The organism is Klebsiella sp. I138 (assembly GCF_051131765.1).
Classification (GTDB): domain Bacteria; phylum Pseudomonadota; class Gammaproteobacteria; order Enterobacterales; family Enterobacteriaceae; genus Klebsiella.
The window spans coordinates 4,505,468-4,518,705 of sequence record NZ_CP180447.1 but is presented as its reverse complement, the minus strand read 5'-3'; the positions used below and the strand labels follow the sequence as shown (position 1 = coordinate 4,518,705).

The window sequence follows — 13,238 nt, the reverse complement described above, 5'->3', positions numbered from 1 at the left end:
TTTTCCAGAAATAGCCGGGTGGTGCCTTCGCCCTACCCGGCCTACATATGGCACATCGTAGGCCCGGTAAGCGAAGCGCCACCGGGCATGTCAACTATTACGATTTCGTTGATTGTTCGAAGCGGCGCAGCAGTTGGTTACCACGTTCAACCGCTGAATCCAGCGCCTGCTGTGGCGTTTTCTTACCGGTCCACACGCTTTCCAGCTCCTCATCCACAATGGTGCGGATCTGCGGCATATTGCCCAGACGCAGGCCTTTGGTGAACGGCAACGGCGGCTTGTTCAACATCTGACGGGTGGCGATATCCGCGCCCGGGTTCTTATCGTAGAAGCCCTGCTGGCGGGTCAGGTCATAAGCGGCGGTGGTAATTGGCAGGTAGCCCGTTTTCTGGTGCCACTCTGCGGCGATTTCCGGTTTAGCGAGGAATTCGAGGAATTTCGCCACGCCGGTGTAGGTTTCTTTATCTTTACCCTGCATAACCCACAGGCTGGCCCCGCCGATAATGGCGTTCTGCGGCGCACCCTTCACGTCGGCGTCGTACGGCATCATCCCTACGCCATAGTTGAATTTAGCGTACTGGCGAATATCGGCCAGTGAGCCGGAAGAGGCGGTGGTAATCGCGCAGTCACCGTTATAGAACTTCTCGGTAGACTCGTCTTTACGTCCGAAGTAGCTGAAATCGCCCTTCTTGTTCATCGCTTCCAGCATCGCGATATGCTTAACCTGCTCGGGCTTGTTGAACTCAAGCACGGCATCGGTACCGTCAAAGCCGTTGTTCTTAGTCGCCACCGGCAGGCCATGCCAGGCGCTGAAGTTTTCAATCTGAATCCAGCCCTGCCAGCCGCTGGCGTAGCCGCATTTCATCCCGGCGGCTTTCAGCTTATCGGTATAGGCTGCCAGCTCTTGCCAGGTTTTCGGCGGCTGCTCCGGATCTAAACCGGCTTTTTTGAAGGCGTCTTTGTTGTAGTACAGCACCGGCGTGGAGCTGTTAAACGGCTGGGAGAGCAGATGGCCGCTTTTGGAATCGGTGTAGTAGCCGGAAACGGTCGGGACAAACTGCGATTCATCAAACTTAATGCCCGCATCGGTGAACACCTGGTAAACCGGCTTAATGGCTTTAGAAGCCATCATTGTCGCGGTACCGACTTCATAAACCTGAAGAATCGCCGGTGCATTACCGGTACGGAATGCAGCAATACCGGCACTCAGGCTCTGTTCATAGTTACCTTTGTACACTGGCGTAATTTTGTAATCCGGATTGGCCGCGTTGAAACGTTGCGCCAGAGAATCAACTTCTTTCCCCAATTCCCCTTCCATTGAATGCCAGAACGGAATATTGGTCACTGCCAGCGCCTGACCAGCACATGCCAGGCTGAGCGCCAGTCCTAAAGCTGTATGTCGTAACGATATCATCGGTTATCTCTCTTGTTGTTCCAGATGCGCGATTTCACGCGTTTTATGTTCGCGGGGGTAACATGACATGCTCGAATTACAGAAAAATAACTTTTTTATTACAAAAAAAAGATAGTAACGCGTCAGAGAGATGGCAAGACGATGAAGGATTGGAGACAGGAAAGTGGGAGCTGAGACACGTATGGGCAATAATGCGGTTCCCCGGGGTCGGCGCAAGCGCCTCGCCCGGGCGATGAGTGCAGTTTGTCCCCCGGTCAGGCACAGCGCCGCCGGGGAAACATGCCGGCTTAGCCGCCCAGATAGGCGCTACGCACGGCCTCGTTAGCCAGTAGCGCATCACCGGTGTCTTCCAGCACGACGTGGCCGTTTTCCAGCACATAGCCACGGTCGGCCAGCTTCAGCGCCTGGTTGGCGTTCTGCTCGACAAGGAAGATGGTCATCCCCTGCTCACGCAGCTGTTCGATGGTGTTGAAGATCTGCTGGATGATGATCGGTGCCAGACCCAGCGAAGGCTCGTCCAGCAGCAGCAGGCGCGGCTGGCTCATCAGCGCACGGCCAATCGCCAGCATCTGCTGCTCGCCGCCGGACATGGTGCCCGCACGCTGAATTCGACGTTCAAGCAGGCGCGGGAACAGCTCGTAGACCCACTTAATCCGGCTCTGGAACTGGTCACGATCGGCAAAAAAACCGCCCATCGCCAGGTTCTCTTCAACCGTCATGCGCGAGAAAACCCGACGCCCTTCCGGGACAATCGCCACCGCTTCACGCATGATTTTCGCCGTTTGCCAGTCGGTAATATCTTTACCATCAAAGACCACTTTCCCGCTGGAAGCCCGCGGGTCGCCGCACAGGGTGCCAAGCAGCGTCGTTTTCCCCGCGCCGTTGGCACCAATCAGGGTAACAATCTCCCCCTGATTAATATGCAGGCTGACGTTATGCAGCGCCTGAATCTTGCCGTAGTGGGCGCTGACGTTGTCAAAAGATAACATCACTTTTTCCATGCTTATGCCTCACCAAGGTATGCGCGGATCACGTCCGGGTTGTTGCGGATCTCTTCCGGCGTACCGTTAGCCAACGGTGTGCCCTGGTTTACCACATAAATACGGTCTGAAATGCCCATCACCAGCTTCATATCGTGCTCAATCAACAGGATGGTCGTGTTGTGATGACTGCGCAGCTCGGCGATCAGCTCGTCCAGCTCTTTCGTCTCTTTCGGGTTGAGGCCCGCGGCGGGCTCATCCAGCATCAGAATTTCCGGCTGGGTCACCATGCAGCGAGCAATTTCCAGACGCCGCTGGTCGCCATAGGCCAGGTTACTGGCCTGGCGGTTAGCGTGCTCCAGCAGGCCAATACGCTCCAGCCAGGTGGCGGCACGATCCAGCGCTTCGCTCTGCGCACGGCGGAAGGACGGCGTTTTCAGCAGCCCGGAGAAAACCCCGGTTTTCAGCTGCTGATGCTGTGCAACCAGCAGGTTTTCAATAACCGTCATTTCGCGAAACAGTCGCACGTGCTGGAACGTCCGCACGACGCCCATTCGGGCGATCTGCTGTCCCGGTAGCCCTTCAAGATGCTGCTCGCGCAGCTTAATGGTACCGCCAGTGGGCTTATAAAAGCCGGTCAGACAGTTGAAGACCGTGGTTTTCCCGGCCCCGTTAGGACCTATCAGCGACACGATCTCCTGCGGGCGCAGCTCCAGAGACACGTTGTTGACCGCCAGCAGGCCACCGAAGCGCATCATCAGACCGTCGACGGATAATAATGGCTGACTCATGCCTGCTCTCCTTTCGCCTGACCTTTTTTCAGCTTCAGCTGCGGACGCGTCATCGGCAGCAGACCCTGCGGACGCCAGATCATCATCAGCACCATCAAACCACCCAGCATCAGCATGCTGTATTCGTTGAAATCACGCATCAGCTCGCGGGATACCACCAGCAGCACCGCGGCGAGAATGACCGCAAACTGCGACCCCATCCCGCCCAGCACCACAATCGCCAGCACGAAAGCCGACTCGGCAAAGGTGAAGGACTCCGGGCTGACAAAGCCCTGGCGCGCGGCAAAGAGCGTACCGGCAAAACCGGCAAATGCGGCGCTGATGGTAAAGGCGGTCAGCTTAATGCGCGTTGGGCTCAGGCCCAGCGAACGGCAGGCAATTTCGTCTTCACGCAGCGCTTCCCACGCGCGGCCCAGCGGCATACGCAGCAGGCGATTGATCACAAACAGCGACAGCACAACCAGCAGCAGCGCCACCAGATAGAGGAAAATAACCCGATCGCTTGGGTCATACTTCAGACCGAAGAAATTACTGAAGGTATCCCAGCCGCCTTCGCGAGCGCTGCGGCTAAACTCAAGGCCAAACAGCGTTGGCTTAGGAATCTGGCTGATGCCGTTCGGGCCGCCGGTAACTTCGGTGTTATTGAGCAGCAGAATACGGACGATCTCGCCGAAACCGAGGGTGACGATCGCCAGATAGTCGCCGCGCAGACGTAGCACCGGGAAACCAAGCAGGAAGCCCGCCGCCGCAGACACCAACCCCGCCAGCGGCAGACAGGTCCAGAAGCCGAGGCCGTAATAGTGGTTCAGCAGCGCAAAGGTGTAAGCGCCGATGGCGTAGAAGCCACCGTAGCCCAGCACCAGCAGGCCTGACAGCCCCACGACGACGTTAAGACCAAGACCCAGAATGATATAAATCATGGTCAGCGTGGCGATATCCACCGTCCCACGCGACACCATAAACGGCCACGCCACGGCGATGACCAGCAGCGCTATCAGGAACAGCTTTTGCTTAACCGTCGAGCCGTCGATGGCCGGCATCACAAACTTCGGCCCGGAGACGTTTTTCAGCGTTTTCTGGAACAGCGGACGCATCAGCTGGAAGAAGAAGACCACCGCGGTGCCAATGAAGATCCACTGCCAGCGAATATCGGCGGCGGTATCCACGACCAGTTTGGTGCCATCCAGCTCCAGCTGCACGCCCATAAATACGCCGGCCAGGACAAAGAACATCGCCGCAGACAGCAGCGACATCGCAATATGCATCGGTTTCATACTTTCTCTACCTCCGGGCGGCCCAGAATACCGGTAGGCATGACCAGCAGCACCAGAATCAGCAGAGCAAAGGAGACGACGTCTTTATATTCCGTGCTGAGATAGGCAGAAGAGAGCGCTTCAGCGATGCCGAGGATCAGGCCACCGATCATCGCCCCAGGGATACTGCCGATGCCGCCCAGTACCGCTGCGGTGAAAGCTTTCATCCCGGCCATAAAGCCGATATACGGGTTGATAACGCCGTAGAACTGGCCCAGCAGTACACCCGCGACCGCCGCCATTGCCGCGCCGATCACAAACGTCAGGGCAATCACCCGGTCGGTATTAATGCCCAGCAGGCTCGCCATTTTGAGGTCTTCTGCACAGGCGCGGCAGGCGCGGCCCATACGTGAATAGCGGATAAACAGCGTCAGCGCGAGCATCGCAACAAAGGTCACGATCCAAATCACCAGCTGCATCGTGGTGACGGTCGCGGCGAAGTTTTCGCTGCTGCCGATAATCCACTGACCGTTAAACAGGCTCGGCAGCGCGACATCGCGCGAGCCTTCCGTCAGGCTGACGTAGTTTTGCAGGAAGATGGACATCCCGATGGCGGAGATCAGTGCAATCAGGCGCTTGGAGCTACGCACCGGCCGGTAGGCCACGCGTTCAATACTCCAGCCGTAGGCGCTGGCGATAATAATCGCGCCAATAAACCCGGCGGCCACCAGCAGCCAGCTGGTATCAATCCCCATCATCATGAGGGCGGCGATGATCATGAAGGAGACGTAGCTGCCAATCATATAGACCTCGCCATGGGCGAAGTTAATCATACCGATAATGCCGTACACCATCGTATAACCGATGGCGATCAGTGCATAGGTACTGCCCAGCGTGACGCCGTTAAACATCTGCTGCAGAAAGTAGAGAAACTGCTCGGACATAAGGTAACCTTTTTCATGCCGCCCGTTTCACACGGGCGGTGGGATAACGCATCTTATTTGGCGACAGAGGATGATCCATCCGCATGCCACTGGAAGACACCAAACTCAAATCCCTTCAAATCGCCTTTTTCGTCCCAATTCAGCGGCCCAATCACGGTTTTTGCCCCGTGAGCTTTCAGATCTTTGATTAAGTCCAGCGGTTCCTGACTGCTGCTTCTGTCCATCGCCTGCGCTAACGACTGCACGGCAGCGTAGGTAATCCAGACATACGGACCGCTCGGATCTTTTTTCTCTGCTTTCAGCGCCTCAACGATAGCGCTGTTTGTCGGATCCTGGTCATAGCGTTTCGGCATTGTCACCAGCATGCCTTCCGCCGCCGCACCGGCAATATTTGACAGCGATGCGTTGCCAACACCTTCAGGCCCCATAAACACGGTTTTCAGTCCCACGGAGCGAGCCTGACGCAGCATCTGCCCCATTTCAGGGTAGTAGCCGCCGTAATAAACGAAGTCGATATTTTCTTTCTGCAGGCGTGCCAGCAGCGCGGAGAAATCTTTCTCACCGGCGGTGATGCCATCAAAGAAGACAATATTCGCATTACCTTTCTTCAGGCTGTCCTGCACGGAGCGGGCCAGGCCTTCGCCGTATTGTTGTTTGTCATGGATGATAGCGATACGCTGCGGTTTCACTTTTTCCAGGATGTATTTGGCGGCGGTAGGCCCCTGAGAGGAGTCCAGACCGGCGGTGCGCATAATGTACTGATAGCCGCGCTGGGTCAGTTCCGGGTTCGTGGCGCCCGGAGAGATCATCAGAATACCTTCATCTTCATAGATATCGGATGCCGGCTGGGTTGAAGACGAGCACAGGTGACCGATGACGTACTTGATGCCTTCATTGACGATTTTGTTCGCGACCGCCACGGCCTGTTTCGGGTCACAGGCATCATCAAACTCAACGCCCACCAGCTTATCGCCCTTAATTCCACCCTGCGCATTAATATCTTTAATAGCCTGTCGTGCGCCGTTGAACTCCATATCGCCCCACTGAGCTACCGGGCCGGACATCGCGCCGACAACGGCGACTTTAATATCCTTAGCCATGACCGCGTGCGACATCGTCAGTGCAACGAATCCCGCAATAATGGTTTTTGCGTTCGTTTTCATGCTTCAGAACCCCGTTCGTGATGTGGTGTAAATATTTTGTATTTTTATGGTTAAAAAGCATTCTGTGCTTTTATTAAACAACGCTACTTTTACCATGATCTTTAATGGTTTAGCGCGGTTTTTACCTGAATTCAGATTAAATTCTCTATATTTCAGGCGATTAAGCAAAGATAATATTCTGTATTCAAGCGAAGATAAACAAAAAAAGTCCAGTTTCCAGCATAAAATAACGATACATAAGGCGGAATAAAACGCTGCACATTAGGTTAAAATTCTGCTTATTTTTCGATCCATGACGGATTGCGCTACTCTGAACCTGCCAGAAGAACGAATCCCCTGATGAATGGATAAAAAACAGCGCCCCGTCCAACAGCAAATTTGGGTACACTGCCCCATCCGTTTTGACTGGACTTGTCGCGCATGAAACTGACCATTATTCGATTACCGCTTTTCAGCGATCAGGATCGCATCGACTTAGGGAAAATCTGGCCGTCGCAGGATATCGACGGGATCCCGCTGGACGATCGTCACCGGATTTACGCCGCCCGCTTTAACGAACGCCTGCTGGCCGCCGTGCGCGTCACGCTACACGGCAGTGAAGGCGAACTCAGCGCGCTCTGCGTACGTGAAGTCACCCGTCGGCGCGGCGTCGGGCAGTATTTGGTGGAAGAGATCCTGCAAGATAACCCGGAGATCGGCCGCTGGCGGGTCAATGCAGCTGGCGTAGAAGACAAGTCGGTAATGTCGGCATTTATGCAGGCGCTGGGCTTTAGCGCACAGCAGGACGGCTGGGAAAAACGTTAAGAACATCCCGGATGGCGGCGCTTCGCGCCTTATCCGGGATGACAATTTATTTAACTCTGTAGCGTGAAAGACAGCCAGCTTATTTAACCGAGGATTTCATGCTACAGGCAGGCGGCTGCGTCGAAATCCCCGGGAGCTTACATCAGTAAGTGACCGGGGTTGAGGGGCGCTGCCAACGCACCTGTAGCGTGAAAGGCGACGGTTAAATTATTTGGCGTCGGTTGCCGAGCCATCAGCATGCCAGGTAAACACGCCGAATTCGAAGCCTTTCAGGTCGCCTTTCTGATCCCAGGACAGCGGCCCCATGACGGTCTCCACTGAGTTGGCCTTCAGGTATTTCGCGATAGCCGCCGGGTCTTCGGATTGATTCAGGCCAGCCTGCAGCGACTGGATTGCCGCGTAGGTTGTCCAGACGAATGCGCCGCTCGGGTCCTGTTTCTTCGCTTTAATCGCGTCAACAATGGGTTTGTTCGCAGGAAGCTGATCGTAGTTCTTCGGCTTCGTTACCAGCATCCCTTCCGCAGACTGACCGGCAATGTTAGACAGGGAGACGTTGGCGACGCCCTCCGGCCCCATAAACTGCGTTTTCAGGCCTGCCGCGCGGGACTGACGCAGAATTTGCCCCATTTCCGGGTGATAGCCGCCGTAATAGACGAAGTCGATATTTTCTTTCTTCAGACGCGCCACCAGGGTGGAGAAATCTTTCTCACCGGCGGTGATCCCGTCGAAGAACACCACGTTAGCGCCGCCCTTCTTCAGGCCATCCTGCACCGCACGCGCCAGGCCTTCGCCATATTGCTGCTTGTCATGCACGATAGCGATGCGCTTAGGCTTCACCTTCTCGATGATATATTTTGCCGCCGTCGGGCCCTGATCGGAATCCAGGCCAGTGGTACGCAGAATCATTTTATAACCACGAGCGGTCAACTCCGGCGCCGTGGCGGCCGGGGTGATCATCAAAATGCCTTCGTCTTCATAGATATCAGACGCCGGCTGGGTAGAGGACGAGCACAAATGGCCAATAACATACTTGATGCCATCGTTAACCACTTTGTTGGCAACGGCCACCGCCTGTTTCGGGTCGCAGGCATCATCATATTTAACGATCTGCAGCTTATTGCCTTTGATCCCACCCTTAGCGTTAATATCGGCAACCGCCTGCTCAGCACCGGTAAACTCCTGGTCACCGTACTGTGCCACCGGGCCGGACATCGCGCCTACCACGGCAATTTTGATGTCTTCAGCAAGCGCGGCATTGCTCATAATCAAGGCGATACATCCTGCCAGTAACGCTTTACCCTTCATGTTCATCCTGAGGCTCCCCATTATTATGGTTTTTTGCATTTGTTGTGATGTTGTTTGTTAGCGCATTATTCTAGTTAGAGACATAAAAAAAGCATATTACATCTACTTTAAGGTCTGCCGACTGCGCTTTTTCAGCACACTATGCTAAACATACCGCCATTCAGGAGAATTTGAAATGACAAAATTGAGGGTTATGTAACAGATAAGTGACAAATAAAAAACCGCGCCAGGATGAACCGGACGCGGTGGAGTCAGAGGCCAAATTACCAACCGGCGGGCAGGTAGCCCAATGCGGAAGCTATCGCGTAAACGGCGCTACAAAGGTAAAGCAACACAATGAAGGTCTGGATAAGCGGATGGGTTATCAGCGCCGGACAAGTCCAGCCGGGCGTGATATCGCCGCGCTGCCGGGCACCTTTGAGCATCAGAATCGGCATAATCGATAAAATTACGCCGCTAAAGACGCCGGCAAAATAGAGCGCATTTACAAACGACACCATGCCGCTGTAAGCCAGAATAAATGGCGGGATTGCCACGATAAACAGCACCATCAAGCGCTTGAGCGGCTGCTCGTCGTTACCCAGACGGAACTGATCGAAAATATTGGTCAGGAAGCTTCCCCCCAGTCCCCAGTACGAGGTCAACATCGCACACAGGGCAAACAGATTGGCGGAGAAAAAGGCCCACTCACCGAGCGCCCTGCCCCACGAAATCGTCGCCACATCGGAAATATTATCCAGCCCGTTCAGGGAGATAACAGATAGCGGGACCAGCGCCAGCAGGCAGAAGGTCAATCCCATCCCCACCATAATCGCTTTCGGCAATTTCTCCGGCTTATCTGCAAACCCACGGGCCATTTCCGGCACGATATACTGCGCCGAGAAGCAGAATGCGACAACGTTGAACACCGGCACCATATACAGCCAGTTGCCGTCGAGCAGATAGCTGACCTGGGTTGTATCTTTGAGCAGCGTCGCGGCCACGAGCACAGCGATCATCACCACCATGCCGATACTAATGAATTTTTCACCACGCCCAATAGCCTTCAGCCCGAGGTAAAGCACGCCCGCTGCCGGGATAAAAAACAGCACGCTGCCCAGTGCCGGGGAAAGACCAAACAGCGAATGCAGCAGCTTGCCGCTGCCGGTCATATAGGCCGTCAGCGCACCAACGCTGTTTACGCAAACGGACAGGAACATCATTAATGCCCCGAAGCGCCCGACATAGCGGCGCGACAGGCCGCTCAGCTGTAAGTGTTTGCGGGTGCGCAGGGTCGATTCTGCGACATACAGCATGGTGATCGTCGTCAGGCTGCCGACCACAACCAGCCAGAACAGCAGCGGTAAAAAGCCGGCCTTGCTGGATGCATAGGCGATAGATAACACCCCGGCACCGATATTGGTGCCGACGATCATCGACACCCCTTCAACGAAGCTCAGGGATTTTGCAGGTACAGCGGTACGCTCCCGGCTCGTCAGAACCGAGGAAAAGGTGGAATTTTCAGACATAATATTTTCCGTTTTATTCCGGCGACACGCGCCGCCGGAAAAAAGGTGATATCAGGGTGATAAACCACTCACGCTGAGTATGAAAACGCCTGTGCGGCATCCTGTTTTATCTGGCTTCCCTGCCGCCGCACAGGAGTCGGGCACATCATCCCTTCAGGATGCGGGCCAGAATATCCAGCGCCCTGGTAAACTGCGCATCGGGAATGGTGAGCGGGTACAGGAAACGGATCACGTTGCCATAGACGCCACAGCTCAACAGCAGCAGACCATTTTCCTGTGCCTTTTGCTGGATTTGACGGGTGAACTCCGGTGACGGCTCACCGGTCTGCGGATCGACAAACTCCACGGCAACCATCGACCCCTGCCCACGCACATCATAAATCGCCGGGCAATATTCGCGGGCCTGGTTCAACACCTCTTTCAGGTGGCTGCCAAGCTGTTCCGCACGCTGGCAAAGCTGCTCTTCGTCAATGACATCAAGAACCGCATGAGCCGCCGCCACTGCCAGCGGGTTACCGGCATAGGTGCCACCCAGCCCGCCCGGCGCCGGTGCATCCATCACCTCGGCACGGCCCACCACCCCGGACAGCGGGAAACCGCCGGCAAGGCTTTTCGCCATGGTCATCAGGTCCGGTTTCACATCGTAATGCTGCATCGCAAACAGCTTGCCGGTGCGTGCAAAGCCTGTTTGCACTTCATCTGCAATCAGCAGAATGCCGTGGGTATCGCACAGCGCACGTAGCGCCTGCATAAACTCAGCGGGAGCAACGTTAAAACCGCCTTCCCCCTGAATCGGCTCAAGGATAATGGCCGCCACCTGATCCGGCGCGATATCGGCTTTAAAGATGCGCTCCAGGCTTTTCATGGCCTCATCGGTGGTAATACCGTGGGCGGCATTCGGGTAGACCCCGTGATACACCGACCCCGGGAAGGGACCGAAACCGATTTTGTACGGTGCAACCTTACCGGTCAGCGCCATGGTCATAAAGGTACGACCGTGGAAACCGCCACCGAAGGTAATCAGCCCCGGGCGGCCGGTATAGGCGCGGGCAATCTTCACCGCGTTTTCTACGGCTTCCGCGCCGGTGGTGAAGAATGCCGTTTTAGCCGGGCCATCTACCGGCGCCAGCTCGTTAATGCGCTCCGCCAGCGAAACATAGCTTTCGTAAGGGACAATCTGATACGCCGTATGGGTAAAGGCTTCCAGCTGCTTCGCGACGGCGGCCACGATTTTCGGGTGGCGATGGCCGGTATTGAGCACGGCAATTCCCGCAGCAAAATCAATCACCTCGTTGCCTTCCACATCCCACAGCGTGGCATTCTCCGCCTTCTCAACAAAGTAATTACACATTACGCCTACGCCGCGCGGCGTCGCCTGCTGGCGACGTTGATTCAGTTCTGAACTTTTCACCCTCGAATCTCCTGTCATGTATGTCACGTTATCGCAACAATCTAGAAACTATGTCGTTTATTTACACAGGAGTTGGCCCTATAATCGAGTACCAATTTAGATTATCTGAGGGATCCAATGCGTTCACTCGTCGGTGACCTTGTGCTGGTCAGATTGCAGGAAGAGACGGACCCACTCTTGCACAAACGCTTATACAACGCGGTTCGCCGGTCGATTCTGGACGGTTCTTTACCGCCTCACAGTCGCCTGCCTCCCTCACGAGATTTGGCCGGAGAGCTTGGCGTTTCAAGAAACACCATATTAACAACTTATGAACAATTACTGGCGGAAGGATATGTGGTCTCCCGCCGCGGAAGCGGCACATTCGTCGCGAAAACCGGACCAGATATTTCTCTTTCTGCTGGTAGCATTGCCGAAAACAGCAGCGACCCGATGGCAGCGCCCTTTTTATCCCGCCGCGGACAACAGTTGCTTACTCACGTCAGCGCCAGCCCGCGCCAGTGGGGAGCATTTATCCCCGGCGTACCGGACGTCAATGCCTTCCCCCATCCGCTGTTCAGCAAGATTCAGGCTCGAATCAGCCGTCGTCCGAAGCCCGAGCGGCTGAGCTACAGCTGTAACGGCGGTACGCCGGAACTGCAGCAGGCGTTAGTGGATTACCTTCGCGTGTCGCGCGGCGTCCATTGTCAGGCAGATCAAATTCTTATTACGGAAGGGATTCATCAGGCGATCGACCTGGTGACACGTATGCTCTGCGATAGTGGCGATCTGGCGTGGGTCGAGGAACCCTCCTACTGGGGGATCCGCCACGTGCTGGCGATGAACAATGTGCGGGTCAAACCAATAACCGTCGACGCCAACGGACTGTGCCCACCGGAGACGGTCGAGGAGTCGCCGCACCTGATTTTTGTTACGCCATCGCATCAATATCCGCTGGGCGCGGTGATGAGTCTTGAGCGCCGTCAGCGCCTGCTGGCCCTCGCACGCCAGCACGGGAGCTGGATCGTCGAGGACGATTACGACAGTGAATTTCGTTTTTCCGGACAGCCGATTCCGGCGCTGCAGGGGCTGGTTGCCGATGCGCCGGTCGTTTACATCGGCACGTTCAGTAAGACGCTCTATCCGGGGCTACGAATGGGGTATGTGGTGCTGCCTCGCCCGCTGACGGGCGATCTGAAAAGCGCCCATGCCGAACTGTATCGCGGCGGCCATTCGCTGATACAGATGGCGCTGGCGGAATTTATTAACGCGGGCCATTACTCCGCCCATATCCGACGCATGCGCCTGCTTTACAGCCGCCGTCGCGCCTGCCTGACCGAGCTGATTCAGCGCTATTGTATCCCGCACGCGCTGTCAGATTTCAGCGATAACGCCGGCCTGCATCTGATTTTGAACCTGCCAGACGATGCGGATGATGTGGCCATCGCGCAGCAGGCGAATGCCCACAATATTCTGGTGCGTCCGCTCTCACGCTACTATCTGACGGAGCAGCGTAAGAAAGGGCTGTTGATGGGTTTTGCCAGCCTGGCAGAGACGCAAATGGAGCCGGCCTTTCATATCCTGCTGGGGTGTTTACAGGCACTATGCCCTCAGGTGTTGCTCAGCGGAGCAGACGCAGAAAAACAAAACGCCCCAACGTAATGTGGGGCGTTATCGGGTGCCTGC

At 55.7% G+C, this 13,238-nt stretch carries 11 protein-coding genes; 2 read left to right on the top strand and 9 right to left on the bottom strand.

Translation table 11 applies throughout. The features are described from left to right. Nucleotides 1-97: 97 nt before the first annotated feature. From ugpB to livK, 6 genes are all read right to left on the bottom strand, one after another. On the bottom strand, nucleotides 98-1,414 hold the full coding sequence (ugpB, locus tag ACMYSK_RS21050; protein WP_434638375.1) for a sn-glycerol-3-phosphate ABC transporter substrate-binding protein UgpB: 1,317 nt from the start codon (nucleotides 1,412-1,414) through the stop codon (nucleotides 98-100). A gap of 287 nt (nucleotides 1,415-1,701) precedes the next feature. Further along, nucleotides 1,702-2,415: a high-affinity branched-chain amino acid ABC transporter ATP-binding protein LivF gene (livF, locus tag ACMYSK_RS21045; protein WP_086815724.1), complete on the bottom strand. Its 714-nt coding sequence runs from the start codon at nucleotides 2,413-2,415 to the stop codon at nucleotides 1,702-1,704. Between the two features lie 2 nt (nucleotides 2,416-2,417). Continuing rightward, the gene (livG, locus tag ACMYSK_RS21040) at nucleotides 2,418-3,185 is read right to left on the bottom strand and encodes a high-affinity branched-chain amino acid ABC transporter ATP-binding protein LivG (RefSeq protein ID WP_434638374.1); all 768 of its coding nucleotides are present in this window, start codon (nucleotides 3,183-3,185) and stop codon (nucleotides 2,418-2,420) included. After that, nucleotides 3,182-4,459 carry a branched chain amino acid ABC transporter permease LivM gene (gene livM / locus ACMYSK_RS21035; RefSeq protein WP_434638373.1) on the bottom strand — a complete coding sequence of 426 codons (1,278 nt, stop codon included), beginning with the start codon at nucleotides 4,457-4,459 and terminating at the stop codon, nucleotides 3,182-3,184. Before livM ends, livG begins: the two co-directional genes overlap by 4 nt. After that, nucleotides 4,456-5,382 (bottom strand): high-affinity branched-chain amino acid ABC transporter permease LivH, encoded by a 927-nt coding sequence (livH, locus tag ACMYSK_RS21030; protein ID WP_434638372.1) that lies wholly within the window; start codon nucleotides 5,380-5,382, stop codon nucleotides 4,456-4,458. Before livH ends, livM begins: the two co-directional genes overlap by 4 nt. Nucleotides 5,383-5,435: 53 nt before the next feature. After that, nucleotides 5,436-6,545 carry a high-affinity branched-chain amino acid ABC transporter substrate-binding protein LivK gene (livK, locus tag ACMYSK_RS21025; RefSeq protein ID WP_434638371.1) on the bottom strand — a complete coding sequence of 370 codons (1,110 nt, stop codon included), beginning with the start codon at nucleotides 6,543-6,545 and terminating at the stop codon, nucleotides 5,436-5,438. A 420-nt stretch (nucleotides 6,546-6,965) separates the two neighbouring features. On the opposite strand from livK, the gene panM reads away from it, so the two are divergent. Beyond that, nucleotides 6,966-7,349 (top strand): aspartate 1-decarboxylase autocleavage activator PanM, encoded by a 384-nt coding sequence (gene panM, locus ACMYSK_RS21020; RefSeq protein WP_434638370.1) that lies wholly within the window; start codon nucleotides 6,966-6,968, stop codon nucleotides 7,347-7,349. A gap of 207 nt (nucleotides 7,350-7,556) precedes the next feature. Here panM and ACMYSK_RS21015 read toward each other — a convergent pair whose 3' ends face one another. The 3 genes from ACMYSK_RS21015 to ACMYSK_RS21005 form a co-directional block, all read right to left on the bottom strand. Then, complete coding sequence (locus tag ACMYSK_RS21015; protein WP_434638369.1) at nucleotides 7,557-8,660, bottom strand: branched-chain amino acid ABC transporter substrate-binding protein; 1,104 nt, start codon at nucleotides 8,658-8,660, stop codon at nucleotides 7,557-7,559. Nucleotides 8,661-8,917: 257 nt separating this feature from the next. Further along, complete coding sequence (locus ACMYSK_RS21010; RefSeq protein WP_434638368.1) at nucleotides 8,918-10,162, bottom strand: aromatic amino acid transport family protein; 1,245 nt, start codon at nucleotides 10,160-10,162, stop codon at nucleotides 8,918-8,920. Nucleotides 10,163-10,307: 145 nt separating this feature from the next. Continuing rightward, nucleotides 10,308-11,573, bottom strand: coding sequence for a 4-aminobutyrate--2-oxoglutarate transaminase (locus ACMYSK_RS21005; protein WP_434638367.1), 1,266 nt, complete (start codon nucleotides 11,571-11,573; stop codon nucleotides 10,308-10,310). Nucleotides 11,574-11,690: 117 nt separating this feature from the next. Between ACMYSK_RS21005 and ACMYSK_RS21000 the strand changes: the two genes are divergently transcribed. Next, entirely contained in the window at nucleotides 11,691-13,214 is a 1,524-nt protein-coding gene (locus ACMYSK_RS21000; RefSeq protein ID WP_434638366.1) for a PLP-dependent aminotransferase family protein, read from the top strand. Nucleotides 13,215-13,238: the final 24 nt, after the last annotated feature.